Origin of the sequence: Proteus genomosp. 4 str. ATCC 51469 (assembly GCF_003144375.1) — a bacterium.
GTDB lineage: Bacteria > Pseudomonadota > Gammaproteobacteria > Enterobacterales > Enterobacteriaceae > Proteus.
In genome coordinates this window covers 110,486-133,944 of record NZ_PENV01000004.1, presented here as the reverse complement: position 1 = coordinate 133,944, position 23,459 = coordinate 110,486, and the positions used below count along the sequence as shown (strand labels likewise).

21 protein-coding genes are annotated in these 23,459 nt (G+C 37.1%); 7 read left to right on the top strand and 14 right to left on the bottom strand.

From position 1 onward, the window contains the following. Nucleotides 1-21: 21 nt before the first annotated feature. Genes glgC through glgP form a run of 3 tightly spaced genes read left to right on the top strand, consistent with a single transcriptional unit; the run spans nucleotide 22 to nucleotide 5,296 of the window. Nucleotides 22-1,371 (top strand): glucose-1-phosphate adenylyltransferase, encoded by a 1,350-nt coding sequence (gene glgC / locus DK866_RS06305; protein ID WP_109408186.1) that lies wholly within the window; start codon nucleotides 22-24, stop codon nucleotides 1,369-1,371. Continuing rightward, nucleotides 1,368-2,801, top strand: a complete 1,434-nt coding sequence (gene glgA, locus DK866_RS06300; RefSeq protein WP_109408185.1) for a glycogen synthase GlgA — start codon at nucleotides 1,368-1,370, stop codon at nucleotides 2,799-2,801. Before glgC ends, glgA begins: the two co-directional genes overlap by 4 nt. A 44-nt stretch (nucleotides 2,802-2,845) precedes the next feature. Further along, a complete protein-coding gene (glgP, locus tag DK866_RS06295) occupies nucleotides 2,846-5,296 on the top strand; it encodes a glycogen/starch/alpha-glucan family phosphorylase (RefSeq protein ID WP_109408184.1) in 2,451 nt (816 codons plus the stop codon). A gap of 82 nt (nucleotides 5,297-5,378) precedes the next feature. Here the strand turns inward: glgP and DK866_RS06290 are convergent, their stop codons facing one another. Next, the gene (locus DK866_RS06290; protein ID WP_109408183.1) at nucleotides 5,379-6,029 is read right to left on the bottom strand and encodes a helix-turn-helix transcriptional regulator; all 651 of its coding nucleotides are present in this window, start codon (nucleotides 6,027-6,029) and stop codon (nucleotides 5,379-5,381) included. Nucleotides 6,030-6,122: 93 nt separating this feature from the next. On the opposite strand from DK866_RS06290, the gene DK866_RS06285 reads away from it, so the two are divergent. The 4 genes from DK866_RS06285 (at nucleotide 6,123) to DK866_RS06270 (ending at nucleotide 10,026) form a co-directional block, all read left to right on the top strand. Beyond that, complete coding sequence (locus DK866_RS06285) at nucleotides 6,123-7,538, top strand: MFS transporter (RefSeq protein WP_109408182.1); 1,416 nt, start codon at nucleotides 6,123-6,125, stop codon at nucleotides 7,536-7,538. Nucleotides 7,539-7,743: 205 nt separating this feature from the next. After that, a complete protein-coding gene (locus DK866_RS06280; RefSeq protein WP_109408181.1) occupies nucleotides 7,744-8,526 on the top strand; it encodes a hypothetical protein in 783 nt (260 codons plus the stop codon). Between the two features lie 137 nt (nucleotides 8,527-8,663). Beyond that, nucleotides 8,664-9,053: a RidA family protein gene (locus tag DK866_RS06275; RefSeq protein WP_109408180.1), complete on the top strand. Its 390-nt coding sequence runs from the start codon at nucleotides 8,664-8,666 to the stop codon at nucleotides 9,051-9,053. Between the two features lie 4 nt (nucleotides 9,054-9,057). Next, nucleotides 9,058-10,026 carry a threo-3-hydroxy-L-aspartate ammonia-lyase gene (locus DK866_RS06270; protein ID WP_109408179.1) on the top strand — a complete coding sequence of 323 codons (969 nt, stop codon included), beginning with the start codon at nucleotides 9,058-9,060 and terminating at the stop codon, nucleotides 10,024-10,026. Between the two features lie 115 nt (nucleotides 10,027-10,141). Here the strand turns inward: DK866_RS06270 and DK866_RS06265 are convergent, their stop codons facing one another. The 13 genes from DK866_RS06265 to DK866_RS06205 all read right to left on the bottom strand — a co-directional run bounded on the left by DK866_RS06265 (nucleotide 10,142) and on the right by DK866_RS06205 (nucleotide 23,200). After that, entirely contained in the window at nucleotides 10,142-11,053 is a 912-nt protein-coding gene (locus tag DK866_RS06265; protein WP_109408178.1) for a dihydrodipicolinate synthase family protein, read from the bottom strand. A gap of 18 nt (nucleotides 11,054-11,071) precedes the next feature. Further along, entirely contained in the window at nucleotides 11,072-11,677 is a 606-nt protein-coding gene (locus tag DK866_RS06260) for a dihydroxyacetone kinase subunit L (RefSeq protein WP_109408177.1), read from the bottom strand. A gap of 2 nt (nucleotides 11,678-11,679) precedes the next feature. Beyond that, the gene (locus tag DK866_RS06255; RefSeq protein WP_109408176.1) at nucleotides 11,680-12,675 is read right to left on the bottom strand and encodes a dihydroxyacetone kinase subunit DhaK; all 996 of its coding nucleotides are present in this window, start codon (nucleotides 12,673-12,675) and stop codon (nucleotides 11,680-11,682) included. 138 nt (nucleotides 12,676-12,813) lie between these two features. Beyond that, complete coding sequence (locus DK866_RS06250; protein WP_109408175.1) at nucleotides 12,814-14,304, bottom strand: tripartite tricarboxylate transporter permease; 1,491 nt, start codon at nucleotides 14,302-14,304, stop codon at nucleotides 12,814-12,816. 15 nt (nucleotides 14,305-14,319) lie between these two features. Next, nucleotides 14,320-14,757 (bottom strand): tripartite tricarboxylate transporter TctB family protein, encoded by a 438-nt coding sequence (locus tag DK866_RS06245; RefSeq protein ID WP_109408174.1) that lies wholly within the window; start codon nucleotides 14,755-14,757, stop codon nucleotides 14,320-14,322. A gap of 31 nt (nucleotides 14,758-14,788) precedes the next feature. Beyond that, on the bottom strand, nucleotides 14,789-15,733 hold the full coding sequence (locus DK866_RS06240) for a tripartite tricarboxylate transporter substrate binding protein (RefSeq protein ID WP_109408173.1): 945 nt from the start codon (nucleotides 15,731-15,733) through the stop codon (nucleotides 14,789-14,791). Further along, nucleotides 15,733-16,977 (bottom strand): PfkB family carbohydrate kinase, encoded by a 1,245-nt coding sequence (locus DK866_RS06235; RefSeq protein ID WP_109408172.1) that lies wholly within the window; start codon nucleotides 16,975-16,977, stop codon nucleotides 15,733-15,735. The genes DK866_RS06240 and DK866_RS06235 overlap by 1 nt, the downstream gene beginning before the upstream one ends. A 314-nt stretch (nucleotides 16,978-17,291) precedes the next feature. Further along, nucleotides 17,292-17,606, bottom strand: coding sequence for an AzlD domain-containing protein (locus tag DK866_RS06230; RefSeq protein ID WP_109408171.1), 315 nt, complete (start codon nucleotides 17,604-17,606; stop codon nucleotides 17,292-17,294). Continuing rightward, a complete protein-coding gene (locus DK866_RS06225; RefSeq protein ID WP_227336904.1) occupies nucleotides 17,603-18,316 on the bottom strand; it encodes an AzlC family ABC transporter permease in 714 nt (237 codons plus the stop codon). The genes DK866_RS06230 and DK866_RS06225 overlap by 4 nt, the downstream gene beginning before the upstream one ends. 98 nt (nucleotides 18,317-18,414) lie before the next feature. Continuing rightward, on the bottom strand, nucleotides 18,415-19,266 hold the full coding sequence (locus DK866_RS06220) for an AraC family transcriptional regulator (protein ID WP_109408170.1): 852 nt from the start codon (nucleotides 19,264-19,266) through the stop codon (nucleotides 18,415-18,417). An 82-nt stretch (nucleotides 19,267-19,348) separates the two neighbouring features. After that, a complete protein-coding gene (locus DK866_RS06215) occupies nucleotides 19,349-20,362 on the bottom strand; it encodes a LacI family DNA-binding transcriptional regulator (protein WP_244179663.1) in 1,014 nt (337 codons plus the stop codon). A 60-nt stretch (nucleotides 20,363-20,422) separates the two neighbouring features. Next, on the bottom strand, nucleotides 20,423-21,829 hold the full coding sequence (locus DK866_RS06210; RefSeq protein WP_109408168.1) for a sucrose-6-phosphate hydrolase: 1,407 nt from the start codon (nucleotides 21,827-21,829) through the stop codon (nucleotides 20,423-20,425). Further along, nucleotides 21,830-23,200, bottom strand: a complete 1,371-nt coding sequence (locus tag DK866_RS06205) for a sucrose-specific PTS transporter subunit IIBC (RefSeq protein ID WP_109402365.1) — start codon at nucleotides 23,198-23,200, stop codon at nucleotides 21,830-21,832. Between the last annotated feature and the right edge of the window lie 259 nt (nucleotides 23,201-23,459).

Genomic DNA, 23,459 nt, shown 5'->3' with positions numbered 1-23,459 from the left:
TTTGATTGGAGTGCTATAACTATGATGACAACAGAACAAGGCCAAAAATTAATGTTGGCACAACAACTTCCTAAAGAGGCGATTGCGCTCGTTTTAGCTGGAGGTCGTGGCACACGCTTGAAAGCATTGACAGCGAAACGTGCAAAACCGGCGGTTTTCTTTGGTGGGAAATTTCGAATTATCGACTTTACGCTATCAAACTGTCTTAACTCAGGGATCCGTCGTATTGGTGTAATAACCCAGTATCAATCGCACTCCCTCGTTCAACATATTCAACGCGGTTGGTCATTTTTTAACGAAGACATGAATGAATTTGTTGACTTATTACCAGCTCAACAACGTCGTAATACCGATCATTGGTATATGGGTACAGCTGATGCGATATATCAAAACCTTGATATTCTTCGTAGCTACAAAGCTAAATATGTGGTGATTTTAGCGGGTGATCATATTTATAAAATGAACTATGCGCGTTTATTACTTGATCACGTTGAAAATAAATCAAAATTCACCGTTGCCTGTATTCGAGTTCCTAAAGAAGATGCATTTCAGTTTGGTATTATGGATATCGATGAAAATCGTCGAGTACTAAATTTCCTAGAAAAACCATCAAATCCACCGTGCATTCCTGATGATCCAGAGCATTCATTAGCGAGCATGGGGATTTATGTGGTTGATAGAGATTATCTATTTGATTTACTCGAAGAAGATAGCCGTGATCCTGATTCACATCATGATTTTGGCCAAGATATTATTCCTAAAATCACTGAACGTGGTGATGTGTTAGCTCACCCATTTGAACTCTCTTGCGTTAGTTCTGATCCGTCTGTAGCACCTTATTGGCGTGATGTAGGAACCATTGAAGCGTATTGGTCTGCAAACCTTGATTTAGCCTCAGTGACACCTGAGCTTGATATGTATGCCAAAGATTGGCCAATTCGCACCTTTATGACCCCGCTACCACCTGCAAAATTTGTACAAGATAATCATGGTGAGCATGGGCAAATGATGAACTCTTTGATTGCAGATGGCTGTATTATCAATGGTTCAACCCTCTATTCTTCTATTTTATTCCCATTGGTTCGTGTTGAATCTTTCTGCCACATTGAAGATTCTGTCATTTTACCTGATGTTACCGTGAGTCATCACTGCTACTTAAAACGTTGTATCATCGAGCGTAGTTGTACTATCCCCGAAGGGACAGTCATTGGTATGAATGCAGAAGATGATGCGGCTCGTTTTCATCGTACTGAAGAAGGTATTGTGCTAGTGACAAGAGAAATGCTTGAACAATTAGCACATCAAAAAAAAGAAAACCCAATTGAGAAAAACGAAGAACAGAAACCTCAAAATGAGGAGGCATTTTCGTGAATGTGCTTCACTGTTGTTCTGAGTTATTTCCTCTGCTAAAAACAGGGGGATTAGCTGATGTTATGGGCTCTTTGCCCCTAGCTCAGAAAAAAATAGGCTTAGATGCGCGGGTTGTTATACCCGCATTTCCTGCGATTAAAGATAATATTGCTGATCTCAAATTAGTCACTGATGTTGATACCTTTGCAGGTCATATGTCTTTGCTTTATGGTCAATACCAAGGTGTTGATATTTATCTTATTGATGCACCTCATCTTTATCAACGAGCAGGCAGCCCTTATCACGATGAATATCAACATGCTTATAGTGATAATGTTTTTCGTTTTGCCCTATTAGGTTGGGTTGCCAGTGAATTATCCGCAGGATTAGATCCTTTATGGCATGCTGATATTGTTCATGCTCACGACTGGCATGCGGGATTAGCTTGCGCTTATTTGGCTGTAAAACACTACCCTGCAAAATCGGTTTTTACAGTTCATAACCTAGCTTATAAAGGCGAGTTTTCACCTTATCATCTTCATCAACTTGAATTACCTGATTACAGTTTTTCAATTAATGGGTTGGAATATTATGGACAGATTTCATTCTTAAAAGCGGGCTTGTTTTATGCAAATCATATTACGACGGTTAGCCCAACATATGCCAAAGAGATAACGCGCCCTGAATTTGGTTATGGACTTGAAGGTTTATTGCGTCAACGTACCGATGAACAGCGATTAAGTGGCATATTAAATGGCATAGATGAGGCGATTTGGGAGCCTGCAACGGATAACTTAATTACACGTCGCTATGATATAAACAACCTCAATAAGCGCCTAGAAAATAAAACAGCATTACAGAAAAAATGCGGTTTACCTGTTAATAATAATGCGCCTCTTTTTGCTGTTGTGAGCCGTTTAACATCACAAAAAGGGCTTGATTTAGTGATTGATGTATTACCTGATATTGTTGATCAAGGTGGTCAATTTGTGTTGTTAGGCACAGGTGATAGCCATCTTGAATCCGCATTTTTACATGCCCAACAACAATACCCTCAACATGTTGCTACTCATATTGGTTATGACGAAAGTTTTTCACACCAAGTTATCGCGGGTGCTGATGTGATTATGGTGCCTAGTCGTTTTGAACCTTGTGGGTTAACTCAGCTATATGGCTTGAAATATGGCGCCCTTCCTTTAGTGAGACACACCGGTGGATTAGCTGATACGGTGAATGATTGTTCATTAGAAAATCTAGCCCATCATAAAGCCACAGGTTTTGTTTTCCATGAAGCAACCCCTGATGATTTGCGTCTTGCTATCAATCGAGCCTTTACCTTGTGGGGCATGCCAAAACAGTGGCAACAAGTTCAAACAGATGCCATGAGCCAAACTATTTTTAGTTGGGAAACAGCGGCTAAGACATATGCAGCGCTGTATCACCGTTTATAGACATGATGTCTATTTGACCTGTGGATCACCAAAAGAGATTTATAATGAAAAAGTTATGTGAATTTGATTATTTATCACCAGATAAGGATGTTGAATCGTTAAAGCGTTCTATTGTTTATAAACTGATGTTTATTGTTGGTACTTCCCCTAAATACGCCACACCAACAGATTGGTTAAATGCAACTTCCTACGCGATACGAGACCGTTTAGTTGAACGTTGGTTGAAATCAACCAAAGCTGAACTTTCACCGAAAGTAAAACAGGTTTACTACATTTCGATGGAATTTCTTATGGGGCGTTTTTTAACGAACGCAATGCTTTCTTTAGGGGTTTATAACGAAGTTAAAGAAGCATTAAAAGAATTAGGACTTGATCTTGAAAAGCAAATCGAACTTGAGCCAGACCCAGGTTTAGGTAACGGCGGTTTAGGTCGTTTAGCCGCGTGTTTTCTTGATTCTTGTGCCACATTAGGTTATCCGGTGACAGGCTATGGTATTCGCTATGAATACGGTATGTTCCGTCAGCAAATTCAAAATGGTGAACAGCATGAAGTTGCGGATAACTGGCTTGAAAAAGGTAATCCTTGGGAATTCCCTCGTCATGATGTGCAATTTGAAGTGGATTTTGGTGGGCGTTTACAACAAGAAGGTGATAAAAGTTATTGGGTTGATACCTTGAATGTGCTGGCTCAACCTTATGACTCTATTGTTCCTGGTTATAACACACAAGCAACAGATACCATTAGGTTATGGTCTGCTAAAGCAAATGGTGCGTTTAATTTAGGTAAATTCAATAAAGGTGAATACCTTGAAGCTACAGAAGCCAAAGATCGCTCTGAAAATATCTCTCGTATTCTTTACCCAGATGACTCAACTATGTCAGGTAAGATGTTGCGTTTACAGCAAGAATATTTTTTAGTCAGCGCCTCTATTCAAGATATTTTGCAACGTCATTATCATCTTCATCAACGCTTTGATAATTTAAAAGATTTTATTGCCATTCACCTTAACGACACTCACCCTGTTCTTGCTATTCCTGAATTAATGCGCCAACTTATTGATAATCATGGATTTAGTTGGGATGAAGCATGGAAGCAAACAATCTGCATATTTTCATATACCAATCATACGTTAATGGGTGAAGCATTAGAAACATGGCCTGTTGATATGATAGGACGCGCACTTCCTCGCCATTTACAAATTATTTTCCAAATCAATGATAAATTCTTAAAGCAAGTTAGAGAACAATATCCTAATGATAACGACTTATTACGTCGTGTTTCTATTATTGATGAAGAAAATGGTCGTAATGTCCGTATGGCTTGGCTTGCGGTAATTATTAGTCAGCAAGTTAATGGGGTTTCTGAACTTCATAGCCAATTAATGGTGCAATCCTTATTTGCTGATTTTGCGATGATCTATCCTAAGAAATTCTGCAATATTACCAATGGTATTACCCCCCGTCGCTGGTTGGCATTAGCTAACCCTTCTCTTTCTCAAGTCATTGATAACCAGATTGGTACCAACTGGCGAACCAATTTAGAGCAATTAGGTGAATTAATGCCACTGGTGAAAGACAAAGATTTCTTACACCAATTAAAAGACTCAAAGCGACTGAATAAACAAAACTTGGCTAACATTATTCAGCAAGATTTGAATATTACCATTAATCCTGATGCGTTATTTGATGTGCAAATTAAACGTATTCATGAATATAAACGTCAACTTCTCAATGTGTTAGGTATTATCACTCGTTATAATCGTATTCTAGAAAATCCAGAGAAAAACTGGGTGCCTCGCGTATTTATTTTTGGAGGTAAAGCTGCGTCAGCTTATTATAATGCGAAAAAAATTATTAATCTTATCAACGATATTGCGGTGAAGATTAATAATGACGAGCGTATTAAAGATAAACTAAAAGTGATCTTCATTCCTAATTACGGCGTGAGCTTAGCGCAACATATTATTCCTGCTGCGGATTTATCTGAACAAATATCTTTAGCTGGCACAGAAGCTTCTGGTACAGGTAATATGAAATTTGCGTTAAATGGTGCGCTAACTATCGGAACTCTGGATGGTGCTAATATTGAAATTGGTGAGCATGTTGGTTTTGAAAATATGTTTATCTTTGGTCATAACGCACAAGAAGTTGCTGAGTTAAGACAGCGTTATTCGCCACGTCGCTATTATGATGAAGATGTTGAGCTACATACAGTGCTCAATCAAATCGCTAATGGCTTCTTTAATCCAACTTCTCCAGATAGATACAAATCAATTTTCGATAGCTTAATTGAGTTTGGCGATCATTATCAGGTATTAGCTGATTATCGTAGCTATGTGGATACTCAAGATAGTGTTGATGTTCTCTATCAAGATGAAGATGCTTGGTTGAAAAAATCTGCATTAAATATCTGCCAAATGGGCTATTTTTCTGCAGATCGTGCAGTAACAGAGTATATGCAACGAATTTGGAAAGCTTCTGCAATTACCTTGTAAAAAATAAACTTATTTTCTAAGGAAAGAACGTAACCGCGCTTTATTGCGCGGTTTTGCTTTTATTGTTCAAGACTGAATAAGATTAGATTTTAATGCGGTAAGCACAACGTCTTGCACCTTCTAAGATATATTCAACACGTTGTAATTCTACCCCTAGCGTTTCAGAAAATAGCTCTTTTTCTGTATTACAAAAACCTTGGCAAACTTTAGCTGCGGCACATATTGGGCAATGATCTTCAATAAACAGGTATTCGTTATCTTTTACTTGTTCCCAGTGTGCCATATAGCCTTCTTGACTACGCAGAGAAGCCAAAATATCTAAGCGTTCTGTTAGTTCATCAGCTTCTCTTATTGCTTGTGTGTAGCGTTCATAGCTCTGTTTTTTTCGTGCAAGAATAATTTTATCAATCGCATCTTCACCCAATTCTTCACGAATAGTCATCAGAATTTGTGCTGTTAATTCAGCATGAGTATCTGGAAATTGCTTTTGCCCTAATTCTGTTAAGTGCCAATATTGAATAGGTCGTCCAACCCCTCTTGGCTCAGTTATTGCTTCAACCAATCCTGCGCTGGCAAGCTTTACAAATTGTTGCCTTGCCGCTTCGCTACTTGTACCAAGACGTTGGCCAACATCATTTGCTTGCATTGGCCCATGTTTTTTAATTAAAAACAGAATTTTATCGCCAACACTACGTTGAGCAGGATAATTATATTCCAAGTTTTTTCTTGACATATTAGACGTCTCAGTATTTATTAATCCAAGTTTTACCTTGGTAATTTAACGAAGCTATGTCGTAATAGCAATAAAAGAAGGATGTTTTTTCTAATGATCCCAGATAACAATAGCCAATGGCGTGATCTTTTCTCAGGGAGAAATGGGGCAATTTCATTTGCACTTTCCTTTGGTGTCGTGATCCACGCAATTAATATTTTAATGGTAACCACGATTTTACCCTCAGTTGTAACCGATATTGGCGGAATGGGATTATATGCATGGAACACCACGCTATTTGTTGCGGCCTCTATTATTGGTTCGGTATTATCTGCACGCTTATTAAGTTTATTAGGTGCCAAAGGTGCCTATTTGATAGCAACAGTACTTTTTTTTATTGGTAGTTTGTTGTGTGCAATAGCACCTAAAATGGAAGTCATGCTAATTGGTCGATTTGTTCAAGGCCTTGGTGGTGGGCTTTTATTTGCACTTTCCTACGCCATGGTGAATATCGTTTATGATCAAGCACTATGGCCAAGAGCAATGGCATTAATTTCAGGAATGTGGGGGGTTGCTACATTAATTGGCCCTGCTATTGGTGGAATTTTTGCTCAATTAGATGCTTGGCGTTATGCCTTTGGTATTATGTTACCTATCATGCTTTTTTATGGTATTTACCTGTGGTTTATCTTACCAAAGAATGACAACGAGGCTCCAAAATCATCATCACAAAGTCTGCCTTATCTTCAGCTAATAATTTTAACAGCAGCAGTTTTGCTTATTTCATCAGGTAGCCTTTCTTCTTCACTCATCATCAACTTACTCAGTATCGTGGTGGTATTTGGTTTAATTGGTTTACTTATTTTTTGTGAGAAACGCCTTTCTGTTCGGTTATTACCGTCAAATACTTTTAAAGGTCTTTCTTTACATGCTCTTTTATATCTGACTATCTCGTTATTAGCGATTGGCATGACATGTGAGATCTTTGTCCCTTACTATCTACAAAGCTTGCATATGCAAACACCTTTAGCTTCTGGTTATATGAGTGCATTAATGGCGTTAGGCTGGACAGTTGCTGAAGTGATTAGTGCAAGTTGGCAAGGCGCTAAAATGCGTTTTAGTATTTTAAGTGGTCCTATTATTGTTTTTGCTGGTTTATTAGCGTTAGCTTTCGTTATTCCAAATCCACTGCTGCAATCGGAAAATGCGGTTAGTCTTTCTATTATATTATTCGCTTTATTCTTAGTGGGATATGGTATTGGTTTTGGTTGGCCACACCTATTAACACGAATATTACAAGCCGCATCAGAACAAGATAAAGATATTGCAGGTGCTTCGATTACCACGGTACAGTTATTTGCAACTGCACTCGGTTCTGCTCTTGCTGGTATGATAGTTAACTTAAATGGCTTTAATAGCGGTACACCGGAAGGACTTTCTTCTTCTGCATCTGCCCTTTTCTTATTTTTAGCATTCGCACCATTAATAGCGATTTATACAGCGTGGAAAATAACGCGGTGCTCATACTAAAGCTTCTATAGTCAAATAATTAAGAGGTGATTTTTTCACCTCTTTTTATTTTTTGTTTACATTATCTTTTTACAGCTTACATATTTCATTCTTTTTTTATCTTTAAATTAAAAATAAATATAATCGTGCATTTTATAAAAGACGTATTTACTTATTAGTCTAATAATATAATAAAGTATTATTTTTATATATTTAGGATAATGAAATGATCAATGTTTTATTTGGAAATAAATGCAGAATATCTCATAAGATAGATCAGAAAAAATCAGTAAAGATTGATGAAATTTCAAACTATCAAGCGTTGTTAAAAAATATTAATGATGCGAAAAATACATTTGCCACATTGAAATACAAAGAAAAACAGATAGATATCAATCTTAAAGATGTAAGTCAAAGACTCACAATTATGATGCTAGAAAGCACAGTAAAAGATTTAGACTCGCCAATAACTAAGAAGCTGACACTAGAACAGATGATAGGAAAATGGGAACAAGAAGAAAGAGTTACGCTTATATCAGCCATAATTAATAGAGAAATTGATCATATTTTTGCTAAAAAAGGTACACGTTTAACAGATGAAAATCGAAAAAAAATATTCGATGAATTGAGCAAGGAATATCACATTGAAATAAATAGTAAATGTGCCCAAAGTTCCATTATTCAATCACTATTACGTGATACTCAAGTAATGGAGAAAATATCATCACTAAAGATAGATGATATATTAAGAAATAATTTAGCTATTAAAACTCTTAATAATGAATTATTAAAAATAGAAAACAATTCTCAAGAAAATAATAATACCATTAGTAATATTTCTAATGATAATAATATGATGATAAATATCGAGTATTCAAAAATAAAAGGAGATTTGTATAACGATTTGGCAAAAAGTGTTTATAACACATTGTTTTATAATGATAAAATCAAACCAGTCTCTTTTGAAGATATCATTCAAAAAGTCAATTATTTAACATTAAAACAATGACAAGATCATAACCGTTCTTTGATTTTTTTATAAAAAAATTTATTGGCAAATAAGTAAATGAACTATTGATCTAATATTAGACATTATGTATAAATAAGTATACATTTTATCTAACTTAAGTGAGATAGGAAAATACCATGGCATCACATCTTACACTACAAAATATTGAAACCCTTGCCTCACCTGGTGGGCATTACTCTCATGTTGTTACTGCAAATAATATGTCATTTATTTCTGGACTATTGCCTTTAGATAAACAAGGAAACCCATTGGCAAACAAGCCAGTTGAAGTTCAAATCACACAAGTTCTTGAAAATTTAAATGCCTGTCTTCTCGGAATAAATGCAAAGAAAACCGATATTGCTCAAGTAAAAGTCTATGTGACTGATATTAATGAATGGCCCGTTGTTAATGAGTTATATGCAAAATGGATTGGCGAACATAGACCCGCAAGATTAGTCGCTGGCGTAAAAGAATTACATTTTGGAAGCAAAATTGAAATTGAAGCCGTGGTGATCAAGGAGTAATCTTATGAATAAGCTACCTATTCCTACCTATAAAGATGTTGCACAGGCCCATCAACGCATTTTGCCTTATCTTAATAAAACACCTATTTTAACTTCTCGTACTATTAATGCGCTAACCGGGGCGCAGTTTTATTTTAAATGTGAAAACTTTCAGCGTATGGGCGCATTTAAATTTCGGGGGGCAATAAATGCGTTATCACAATTTACCACACAGCAACGTAAAATGGGTGTCGTGACTTTCTCATCAGGTAACCATGCGCAAGCTATTGCTTTATCAGCAAAATTATTAAGTATTCCTGCAACAATTATCATGCCAGAAGATGCGCCAAAGGCTAAAATGGAAGCGACAAAAGGCTATGGTGGTCGTGTGATCACCTATAACCGTTATACAGAAAATCGTGAAGAAATTGGCCAACATCTGGCACAAAAAGAAGGATTAACGTTAATTCCACCTTATGATCATCCTCATATTATTGCAGGGCAAGGTACTGCAGCAAAAGAGCTATTTGATGAAGTTGGTGAATTAGATATGCTATTTGTTCCATTAGGTGGTGGTGGTTTACTTTCTGGCTCTTTATTATCAACCAAAGCCCTCTCACCAGATTGTAAAATATTTGGCGTTGAACCTTTAGCAGGAAATGACGGACAACAATCATTACGTAAAGGCGAAATCATTCATATTGATACTCCGAAAACAATTGCAGATGGTGCGCAAACACAACATCTAGGCAATTATACTTTTGAGATCATTCGTAATAATGTGGATGATATTTTAACAGCAACAGATGAAGAGTTAATTTCGGCTATGCAGTTTTATGCCCAGCGAATGAAAATAATTGTAGAGCCAACGGGCTGTTTAAGTTTAGCAGCAGCTCGTCAATTTAGTGATAAATTAAAAGGTAAGAAAATCGGAATTATTATCAGCGGTGGTAATGTCGATATCGCACAATATGGTCGTTTTTTAGCACAATAAAAAGATGTTATTAATAATTAAAAAAAGCAGTATGGATTATTTTTCATACTGCTTAAAATCATAAATATATTGCCACTCAATTAAGATAACGAAGATGTTTTTTGCTTAGTCTCTTTTAATTAAGTGAAAAAGTGATCCCTGCTTCTTTACACAATTGTGTTAAACTCTCTTTTAATTGTTGATTTTCTTCAGGTAATAAATCGAGTTGTGGCAAACGCATATGACCGCCATCTAAACCACGCATGGTTAATGCTGATTTAAATATTGCCATATTTGCCCCTGATTTTAGTGCATCACTAAATTTCACACAAAATTGTTGCCAGTGTTTTGCTTCTTGATGATCACCTGCAATATAGGCTTTATACATCTTCACAAATGGTTCAGGGAATACACAAGCACAACCTGAAACAGTACCATCACAACCTGCATCTAATAGACCTAGGAATAATTTATCGTAGCCATGAAGCACTGAAAAATTATCAGCTACAGCAAGGTAACTTAATGTTGTATTGTTATCAGCAAAACTGTATTTAATCCCAATCACATTTTTACACTGTTGTTGTACTTTTGTCGCTAATTCAGGCTTGATATTATTTGCCGCACATTGTGGAATGTTATACAGATAAACAGGGAAATTATCCGGCACACTGTTTGCCACCGTCACAAAATAATTTTCTAATTCTCTGTCTGTCGCACCAAAAAATTGTGGTGTCACTACACCAATACCATCAGCGCCAATTTCAACGGCATGTTTCGCTAACTCAATGGTTTCACTTAATGTCATTGCGCCAACATGAATAAAAACGGGTAAGCGTTTATTAGCTGTTTCGACAACAGTTTTTGCAACACTTTTACGCTCTGAAGCTGATAAACGTAGCATCTCTCCCGTAGTGCCACAAGGATAGAGGCAATCAACACCTTGAGTGACTAACATATCTGTTAATGTAGATAACGCATTAATATCCACTTGATCGTTCGAATCAAACGGAGTAACCATTGCCACTGTAACGCCAAATAATTTTTTCATATTAAGACCTTTATTAAATCAGATTGCTTCAACAATAACTTTAATTGCCAACATGCCAGGATCATCTAAACCAATAGATTTTTCTGGAAACATACGCGCTCGACCTAATAAATTAGGTTTTTGACGAAATTCAGTAAGCGTATTATCAATACTGAATAAGGCTGCCGCTTTTAATTCCGATAGAGATAAAACAGGTTTTAGCGCTTCAGATAATTGGTAAATAATATCAAGTACCGATTTTTGCCCTAACTCCCCTTTTCCTCTCGCCATCATGCTTTGATACGCGACAGTTAAAAGTGGTGAAATATCGGTGGGGGCTATTTCTTGCAGTTGATTTTCTTTGCAATATTTCGCCATTGCCATAAAAGCAGTCGCTTGCAACGTACCAAAAGAAGAAGCGCAGGCTTTTTGTAGTGATTTACTGCATTGAAAAAGTGATTTACTTAAATCGTCAGGCCAATCTTGTGCATCATCTGCAATTTGCCGCCACCCTTTTTGCATGGTGATCCCTAAATCACCATCACCTAAACGACTATCAGCTTCACACAACATTGACTGTGATTGCTCACAAGCAATAGCAATACGTGCAACGCCTTGTTTTAGCATATCAAGAGTGATATTCATCGCTAGACTCTCCAAAATGCACAATAAGCTGGTGCATTCATTAAAGCTTCGAGTTCATCATCTAATTTACACAGCGTTAAACTTACCCCCGTCATTTCCATTGATGTGGCATAACGGCCGACTAATGGATGAATAATCGTAGCACCTGTTTTTTCAATAAGCTGTGCAACTTTGTTATATAGAATATAGAGCTCTTCAAGAGGTGTTGCGCCTAATGAATTGACTAACACTGAAACCTTATCATTTGCTTTGAATGATAATTCAGCTTGCAGACGGTCGAACATTTCTTGGGCAATTTCATCAGCGCTGCGTAACTTATCACGCCAAATTCCCGGTTCACCGTGAATTCCCATGCCCATTTCCATTTCATCCTCACCAATTTCAAAGGTAGGATGTCCTACCGCTGGTAAGGTACAAGATGTTAACGCACAACCAATCGTTCGGGTATTTTCCATGGTTTTTTGAGCAATACGTGTTACTTCATCAAGTGAAGCCCCTTCTTCTGCTTTGGCGCCCGCCATTTTAAAACCATAAACCATCCCAGCTACACCACGGCGTTTATGCGCCTCTTCAGGCTTTGCTGAAGCAACATCATCCGCAGCTAATACCGTTGTGCAACGAATATTATCTTCAAAATCAACCGTTTCAGTTGCCATATCAAAATTCATTACATCGCCACCGTAATTGCCATAAAGTAGCAATACGCCTAAGCCGCTATTTGCTTCACGAATAGTATCGGCCATTAAATCCGCTGAAGGTGAAGCAAAAACATCTCCCACAGCAGCTGCATCTAATAAACCTTTACCGACATATCCTGTGAATACTGGCAAATGGCCAGAGCCTCCGCCTGTTACAATACCCACTTTCGGCTTATCTGCTTTTTTTGAACGAGCAATCAATCTTGGCTGTGGTTGACGATAAATATGGCTATGTGCAAGACATAAACCGGCTAATGTTTCATCGACATAATTTTCTGGCTTATTTAATATTTTTTTCATTCGATCACCCGATATTTTTATTTATCTGCTGATTTCTAACATCTTAAAAAACGTTATTTTGTTTATTTAAAATGAGCTTTCCCTGATACTTAAAAAGTATCTTTATATTTAATTTATTTGGTATAAAAACGAGATGCGTTATTTAGCTTTCAATGCACCTCTAATTTGCATAATAACAATGAGAAAAAATGCACTGGCTAATACCATCGAAATAGGTCTATTAACAAAATTAATAAAATCACCATCAGATTTCATTAATGATGAGAGTAAGTTCTTTTCTAACATAGGCCCTAATATCATGCCTAAAATAATTGGCGAGATTGGGAATTTTCGTTCTTGAAGGAAATAGCCAATAACACCCATAACTAACATAACCACAATAGAAGACATCGTATTTGTGATTGCATATGAGCCAACGATACTAAATAGAATGATTGCTGGGTAAATAATCGCATTATCGATAGCAACAATTTTCTTCAACAAATTGACAACAATAAAAGCAATCGGAAGTAAAATAAGATTAGCAATAAAAAAGATAATAAAGACAGCATACAATTTATCGGGATTAAATAAGAATAACGTTGGTCCCGGTTGCATATCTTTCATATATAGTACACCGATAATAATTGCAGCCGCAGAATCACCGGGAATACCAAAGACTAGAGATGGGATCCAACTTCCGGCTAAGCTTGCATTATTACTTGCTGATGCATCAACAATACCTTCCTCAGAGCCATGACCATATTTCTCTGGTTTTTTAGAGAGTTTCTTTGAAACAGCATAAGAGATCCACGCTGCAATATCGGCTCCAGCACCAGGTAAAGCACCAATTAATGTTCCTATTATTCCGCTACGGAAAATGCCGCCCTTACGTTGACGAACAACCCCCCCCACACCTTTAAAGATATTGTAAGAGTTATTTTCCACATTCACTTCTGTTAGTGTAATTTGCTTTTCTTTCCAACGTTCAACGTAATATTTGATAGCACCAGAAATAGCAAATAACCCTATCATTGCTGGAATAAAGCTGACACCTTGCATTAAAGAAACTTCACCGAAAGTAAAGCGGGCTTGACCTGTAAACTCATCATAACCAATGGTGGCTAATGCAATACCAAAGAACAGAGCTAATAAGCTTTTTCTAATATGAGAGCCGGAAACAATAGTTGCACAACTTAAACCGATTAGAGACAACCACATATATTCGTAAGAGCTAAATTTTAAAGCAAATTCAGCTAATATTGGTGCTGTTGAGGCTAATATAATCGTACCAATTACGCCACCAATCACAGAGCTGGTTAATGACATACCCAATACACGATTTGTTTTACCTTCTTTAACTAAGGAATGTGCATCATTGGTATAAGCTGCCGATGCAGGTGTACCCGGAATATTTAATAAGGCTCCGGGAATGTCCCCTGCAAATATAGATGATGCTCCAACGGAGATCATTAAGGCTAAAGCAGGAATGGGTTCAAGAAAAAAAGTAAACGGTACCATTAATGCAATAGCCATTGTTGACGTTAATCCGGGAATTGCACCAACAAATAAGCCAAATAAACAGGCACCAATAACGACAAGAATTGTTGTGTAATCAATATAAGCAAGTGCGCTAATTAATATATCCATACTGTTGTTCTCTATTTATGAAAATAGCTGAGGCAGCGGTACTAACAGTACAGCGGTAAATAAGTAATACACACCTAACACCACTCCTGCCGAAATAATAAAACTATATATAGGTTTTACTGTTGCATATTTCATCATTAATGGTGCTGTAATAATTAATCCGGTTAAAATAAATCCCAAATAATCAGATGCAAGCACATAAAAAAGAATAATACTGATAATTAATAAGACAAATTTTATTTCATGCCACGTCACTAATGGAATATCACTTTCTTGTTTACGTGAAAATATATCTATTAATGAAAATAGGATCATGCCACCGCCAATAATAGAAGGCATAAACGCAGCACCATATTCACTAAAATCGCCTAATGAATATGCACTATAAACAATAAGGAATAAACCAAAGCAACAAAATATGAGCGATAGAATATGACGATTTAGCATAGGCATAAAAACGGCTGTTGCTCAGCCGTTCCCTCAGTTATTTCTTTATAATTTCGCCAAACTTTTTATCTTCATTGGCCATAAATTGAGTGGCATCATCGCCATATAATTCGATAACTTCAAAGCCTTGTTTATTTGCAAATTCGGCTAATTCACCAGAGGCATATACTTTTTTCATGGCCGCGGTAAGTTTATCTTGTACTTCTTTATCAAGACCTTTAGGGGCAACTAACATATTCCACGCTTGCAGATCCCAATTATAAGCTGTAGCTTCTTTGAATAAGGGTACATCTGGGTAGAAAGCCGACTTTTCATTGGACATAATGGCCATATGTTTTACTAATCCCGCTTTTACCATACTATCGGCTTCACCTAATGAAGATGTCACTATATCAACACCCCCTGATGCTAATTCTTGTAACGCCGCACTCGCACCTTGAGAAGGAATAAAGCGAATAGCATTATCTGGTAATCCAGCCGCACGCAACATACCAATAGTATTCAGATGCCAAATTGAATTTAAGCCACTACCTGATGCTTTTAATTTACCTGGATTTGCTTTCGCATAATCAATAATTTCTTGTGCATTTTTAAATGGCGAAGATTTTCCAACTTGCAATCCACCATAAATAACGGCAAGACGTGTAATCGGTGTGTAATCTTGATATGTTAAATTCGTCATTCCCTGATGATGCATCATGGTAATTTCAACTGTTGCAATTCCTAATGTGTAGCCATCAGGTTTTGCATTTTTAATGGCATCATGACCTACAACACCACTGCCGCCAGTTTTATTGACTACATTAACAGTAACGCCTAATTCTTCTTGTAGTCCTTTTGCTGCTAAGCGTGCAACCGTATCGGTATTACCACCTGCAGCCCAAGGAACAACAATAGTAATCGGTTTTTCAGGGTATTGCGCGAAAGCCGGAAGTGTAAAAATGGAACTGCATAGGGTAAATGCCAGAAGTGTTTTTTTCATTATATGCACCTTTTCTCATTGCAGATTATTTGTGGCCGAATATCTTCAAGCCTTGATTTAAGGCGAGCCTGAACTTGGGAAAGCACAGGCATTGCTGTTACGCCTTTTTGTTCTATAAATGCAGAGAGGAAAGCACTGGCAAATAATACACTCTCATGCATTGTGCCTCCTGCTGCTATCTTTGATGCAAATGCGCCATTAAACGCATCTGTTGCTGCCATCGTATCTACGCGTAACGATGGCATCGGTGGAATATGAAATGTGGCTCGACCATCAAAATAAACCACACCAAGCTCATCCATATAAATAATCACTTTCTTACTTTCGTCACCGGAAATAATATTGATCGCCTGCTTTGCATCATTAATATCGTTTATTTCAAAGTCAGCCCAATGAGATGCTTGGTTCGCATTTAAAGTAATAAAATCAAGATACAAATAAAGTTGTTTTAGGTTTTCGTTATAAGGCGCAACATTTAGTATGATGATCTTATTAACCGACTTAGCAAATAAGGCGGCTTTAATATTGGCTTCTATATTAATTTCGCCTTGGAGCAATAACACATCGGCTTCACTGACATACGGCAATGAAATATCAATCTCTTGTTCAGAAAAAGTGTTATTTGCGCCTAGATAAGTTGCTGTAATATTGTTTTGTGTTTTGTCAGCTAAATAACTAATCGAACTGCCTGTTGGCTCGGTTTCTGTTTGAAAAATAGTGAAAGAATCAATGCCACTTTCTTGTAAATATTTATAAGCATATTTACTAAAATGATCTTCACCGACTTTTGTTATTAAATGGACTTTGGCATCAGAAAAACTTGCTGCCATCGCCTGATTTGTTCCTTTACCACCAGGACCTATCGAATTGCTTTTTGAATTAACTAATTCACCAACTTTCGGAAAAGATTCGACATTGGCGATGATATCTACTACAAACGATCCTAAAACACAGACTTTACCTTCCGGTTTTCTATCTTTACGTTCTCTAACAATTAATAAGTCGTGCAATAAACATGAAATATCAAAACTATCACTGAATTTACTTATTTTTTTAATTTCTTGTTTCCCTAGTATGGCGCCACCATGACAACGTTTGATCAACCCTTCTCCTTCAAGGTATTTCAAATCGCTACGGATAGTCTCCAATGTGACACTGAATTTCTCCGCAAGCTGAGCCACTTTAACTTTCTTTTGTTCCCTGATGATGGTGTAAATTTCCTGCCGCCGTTCTTCTGAAAACATATAAAGTGCCTCCGTATCATTGATAACGAGAATAAGGAGATCAGGTCTGTGATTCTGCGATGGTATTCAAAACAAAAAACCAAAAACAGAAGCAAAACCAAATCGAAGCAATTTAGATCACATTTTTTTAACACAACATCAATTGGTATACGTTAAAAATGAGAGGTGAAACGAGTCGGATAATGAATGGTAATACAGAAAAGAGAGGTAGAATCAGCCGTTCAAAGACGGATGATAAAATAACGAACTACATTAATACAAAAATGATTATTTTTAAATGTAAATATTACGTTAAATAAAATCACCTTTAGTATTCAGTTTAATAAGGCATTAAGAAGATAAAAACCAACCAAGGTCAGTAAAACCACTATTAATGTATTGCGTATTTTAAGCGCTAATCCTACACATAATAAAGTTCCCCAAAGATAAGGGTTATCTAAAATACCTTTAAATTCGCCTTTTTCTAACAGTACAATTGGCGCACAGATTGCGGTTAATAAACAGGGTGCAGAGTATCCTAAGGCTTGTCTGATCACTGGCGGTAATTTGACAGGTACTGCTGGTTCGAGAAAGAAATAACGCAGCATGAAAATGACCAGTGACAAAATTAATAATAACGACCATGTCATTTTTGCTCTCCTCTTATTCTTGCAACACAAACCGCGATAAACATACCTGTTAGCCCACCAATAACGACACCACCCTCTATATTTAACCAACTGAAAACAATTGAAAGGCAAAATGAGACAATAACACCGACTAACGTACTAAATGTTTTTATTAACGGGATCACAATTGCCAATAACGTAGCAACAATAGAGAAATCAAGATGATAACGTGATAAATCAGAAACTTGGCTTGCCATAATAATGCCAACAATACTGACCGCTACCCAGGCTAAATAAAAACATAATCCTGCACCGATCATATAAGCAGGTGTTAGTTTCACTTTAGGTTGTGCTGATACTGCAAAAAGCTCATCCGTTAATAAAAAACCTATCGTAATGCGTTGATACCATTTTAAATGAGCAACATGAGGGCGTAAGGTTAAACCATATAAAAGATGTTGGGCGGTAATAAAAAAGACAGAAACAATAATGGTTAGCATCCCTGCTCCAGAAACAACTAACCCTAATGTTACTAATTGCGCCGCACCTGCAAAAACAATGGCAGACATTCCGACACTTTGTGCAAAGGTTAATCCTGCATCCACAGCCATTGAACCTGCGAGTATTCCCCAAGGGATCACCGCAAGGCATAAAGGCAAAACATGTAAAGCGCCTAAACCAAAGGCACGCATAGTTTGCTTATCTTCAGTGTTATTTTTGATTTTTTCCATTTACCTGTCTTCACGTCTAATACATTAATTCTATAGAGAATGATTATCAGTCAGTAAAGATAAATGGGATTGTATAAAATTGCTCTTTTAATTTTTTATTACAACAAGGGGGATTTTAAAGAGGAAGATAATCGAAGCCCTTTTAAATAGTTTCCCGGTGTAACACCAATAGCGTTTTTAAAATGACGATGGAAATGGCTTTGATCTGAAAAACCACAACGTTGTGTTACATCAGTAAGTGTATGACCTAAAGAGAGTAACTGCCTTGCTTTACGAATTCGGGCTTGAATAAGCCAAGCATGGGGGGTCATACCTATTTCTTTTTTAAACTGACGTAAAAAGTGCCATGGACTTAAATTCACCATTTCAGCTAACGTGTTGAGTGAAAACTCATTTTCAGGTGTGTCATTCATTAATTCACTCACCCACTGTAACCGTTGCCCTATAGCACTTAAGGGCTTTTCTTGGGTTCTTGTTTTGCTATAACGCAAAATCAACATTGCCATTGTTGAAAGCAATAGCGATTCTTTTAAAAGATAATTATTAGGCTGTTCCAGTAATGAAAAAAGTAATAAAAGTTGCTGACTTAAACCAGGATCGTGAATAACAGCATCAGGAAACCAAGGCGTGGCACCCTGCTCTTGTTGTAGATCACGCGTTAATGTTTGCAGATATTCTGGTGTGGGATAAATAGCTTGATAAGCCCAACCAGATTCAACCGCAGAGGAGCCGGTATGAACTTCATCTGCATTAACAATAATGATATCTCCTTTAGGAGCGATATGTTCGCTTCCTGTGCGATAAAACTGCTGTGCGCCATCATCAATTACACCAATACAGAAGCCTTCATGGGTATGGCGAGAGAAAGTTTGGTGTAAATATTCAGCTTGCAGATAAGCAAGGCTATTCAGCTCAGGAAGGTGGATAAGTTTAGCCTGCTCTTGGCGCATTGAATATTGACTCCATCAACAGTAAAAATCATCAGCTTGTATCATAAACACTATACTGATGATTGCATAAAATTGCTCAGTCTTACTCATGTCGTTGATGAATTTTTGCTGGAACAAAAATTTGATGAACTTCTAAGTTTGTCTGGTTAATTAATCCCATAACCAATCGGAAACAGTGTGATGCTAATTCAGGATTATTTTGTGCAATAGTATCTATTGGTATTGATAATGAATCATACAAATAGTGATCATCAAAACCGGCTAAATAGACTTCATTTTGCATAATTTTATTTTGACTTAGATAGCGCAACACGCCATCCAATAAGCCACAAGCAGAAGTAAAAACAAACTTAGGCGATCGTCCTAACGATGCACACAAAGAGCCAAACATTTCATAACCTGAACTTGGGTGATAATGCCCATGTATGATCCACTCTGATTTTAGATTGATTTGTGCTTGTGAAAGCCCTTGGGTGAAACCTAAAAGACGATCTTTAGTTGGTGAAAGCGTTGATTGCCCACCAAGGAAATAAAACTCATCAATACCTTTTGTCGAAGCAATTTCTGCAATAATTTGTTGTGTTGCCGTTATTGAATCGGTGACAACAAAAGGTAATGTTGTTCCTTCAAAATACCGGTCAAATAACACAACAGGTATTTGCTTACTTAAACGTTGATATTCAAAATCACTTTGTAAACAAGAAGCCACAATCAAACCATCTATTTGACGTGATAATAGATGTTCTATTGCCAGCGTTTCTTGAGCCGCATTTTCATCAGTACAAGAAATAAGTAATTGAATACCTGCTTCTCTGCATAATATTTCTAGTTCATACGCCACAGAAGCAAAACCATAGTTAGTAATATCAGGAATAACCAACCCTAATGCATAACTACGATTATCACGTAAAGAGCGAGCATGAATATTAGGCTGATACTGATATTGTTCAGCAATAGCCGTAATACGCGCGATAGTATCATCAGATACACGCATTTCTTTACCACGGCCATTTAATACTAAACTTGCCGTTGTTTTTGAAACGCCCGCTAATTTTGCAATATCGGTGATCGTGATACGTTTTTGTTTTTTCACTATTATTCTACTTAATGTCACGTTCGCTAAACTTAAACTGTTTTATTGTTTATATAATTGGATCTAACTGAGTAATGCATTCTTTAATGGCCAAGCTGTGAGGTTTATTGTGTCTTTTCCCAAGAAACAAATAGTCTGTTTTTCTAAAGGGAAAAAACGGCTACTCATCACACCGGCTCCGCCATTAAAGAAAATCTCTACACTGGAGCTATCACATAATATTTGAAGATGTTTTATATCACCAGACCAGAAACGTGATTGCCACTCCCCATTTTTAACACTACGGCGTTTTAACACGGCTTGATCATCTTCAATGAATAAAGCAAGAGTATCAGAAAAATAAATAGTAAGAGAGCCAAATAGCTCTACTTCAAATTCAAACGAAAATCCGCTGATATCTGGCGCATCATCAGCAATACCCTGCCAATATGCTGGCTTTTGTCTTAATTGCTGTAACTCTTTTACGGGTTGTTGATAAAGCTTCCCTTCTTTTATATGTAATTCGCGAGGGCAAGTCATTTGGTGAATCCAGCTATTAGCAATAGTCGGTTGATACATCTCTTCACCATCAGGAACTCCCATCCAACCAAATAATAAACGTCTGCCATTCACTAATGTTGTTTGAGGTGCGTAAAACTCAAAACCTGCATCTAGTTCGACTAAATCACCATGCTGAAATTGCAATGTTGAATAATCAAAATCCCCGATTAAATAGGCACTAGAATGCGAATTTAAAAATCGTTGTTGTTCTCTTTTTATCCCTTGGGGACATGTTAATAAAATAAAGCGATCATCTAGTTCAAAGAGATCTGGACATTCCCACATATAACCCGCATCAGCTAACCCGCCTAAATAACTTCCCGCTAACTCGCCGACTAATTGCCATTGATATAAGTGAGATGCACGATAGAGTAAAACTTTACCCTGTTTATCTAAGTTCTGCGCGCCTAATACCATGTACCAGACATCATTATATTGCCAAATCTTCGGATCACGGACATGACCACTATAGCCTTCAGGAAGCCCTAATACAGGCCCTAACTTATCAAAACTTCCCTGTTGATTTTCAACGGCTAAACATTGCCATGCTGTACGTGAGCCATCCTCAAATTTGACATTACCGGTATAGCAAAGAGTTAATTTCCCTTGATAGATCACGGCACTACCAGAATAACAGCCATCTTTGTCATAAAATTCATCAGGTAGTAAAGCAATAGGTTGATGCTGCCAAGTAATCAAATCCTTTGAGCGCCAATGACCCCAACATTTATGTTTATGCTCACAAGACAAAGGGTTCCATTGATAAAACAGATGATAATATTCACCATCAAAACAAAATCCATTGGGATCATTTAATAACCCAGTTACTGGCGCTAAATGCCAATGTGGATAATATTTATCTTTTATGGCTTTAGCGCTATTACGCATGACCGATTGTAAAATCGCAGATAACCCTTCGTTTGTGTTCATTTATGCAGACTCCACTTTGTATTTCAGCAAAAGAGAGATAACAAACGCAGTCACAAAGGCAATCACAAGGCCAATAATATAGTTCATAATTGAACCTGCTTGCACGATTGCAATACCTGGAATAGCAGTCAACCCTACGGCTGTCATATAAACATGCGATCCTACAACCCAAGCACCGCCAGCTGCACCACCAATTAACGCAGCAATAAAAGGTTTTCCATAACGTAAGTTAATCCCGAAAATTGCCGCTTCAGTGATACCTAACATAGCGGAAAAACCAGATGGGATTGTGATTGCTTTAATTTTTGCATCATTAGTTTTAAACCAAACGGCTATACAAGCACCACCTTGAGCAATATTTGCCATTGCCCAAATCGGCAATAAAAAGTTAACCCCAATATTAGGGTTACCTAATAAACCCGCTTCGACAGCATGAAAACTGTGGTGAATACCCGTAATAACAATCACAGAATAAAGGCCACCAAAAATCAGCCCTGCTATCCAACCCGCTTGTGTAATTAAGGTACTTAATAATAGTGAAATACCATCACCTAAAAGGCGACCAACAGGCCCTATGACTAATAACGCCACAAAGCCCGAAATAATAACGGTTAAAAATGGCGTGATAATTAAATCGAGAGCATTAGGAACAACTTTACGTAATTGTTTCTCCAATACACTCATAAACCAAACGGCAAGCAAGACTGGAAAAACAGTACCTTGATAACCAATCATTGCCACCTCTAACCCAAAGAAGTTCATGGTGTTAAAACCAGCGGCAACGCCCCATGCGTTAGTTAATGCAGGATGCGTTAAAATTCCACCTAATGTAGCGCCAAGATAAGGATTTCCGCCAAACTCTTTTGCCGCAGTAAAACCAATCAAAATAGGCAAAATAATAAATGCCGCAGAGCTACACATATCTAACATAATATAGAGTGCATTATCAGGGCTCACCCACTGGTTAGTTTTCATTAACCCAAGTAACCCCATTAATAAACCCGATGCCACAATGGCAGGGATAATAGGTACAAAAATATTAGAAAGCAGTCTAGCTATTCGCTGAAATGGGTTAAGCTTTTTGGCTGCAATATTTGCCGCTTCAGATTTACTTGATTCACCAATACCCGCCGCAGCAATAAAGGCAGCATGCACTTTATTAACTAAGCCAGTACCAAAAATTACCTGAATTTGCCCCGCATTACTAAAACACCCTTTTACACCTTCTAATTTATTGATTGCCTCTTTATCAGCTTTAGTGTCATCGACTAATACAAGTCTTAAACGAGTAGCACAATGCGCCGCACTGGCAATGTTTTCAGCACCTCCCAATAAAGGTACTAGTTGGCGAGCAATATTCTCAATATTCATCATAGCCTCGGTAAGTCTTACTTCGTTTATAAACCAATCATTAATAGCAGTCACAAAAACTAAAACGGTTTAGCTAATAACATGATTAAATAAAAACCTATCTCGAATGGCAATAGATATACGAATAAAAGCGCTTTATTTGTGATCTAAACGACAAAAAAGACACATAGACAGTCTTAATTAGATAATAAAAAGGAAATTAAAATAACCTAATAGCTAAACAAATTATTTTTTATTTAGCTAAACAAATTAAAATAAT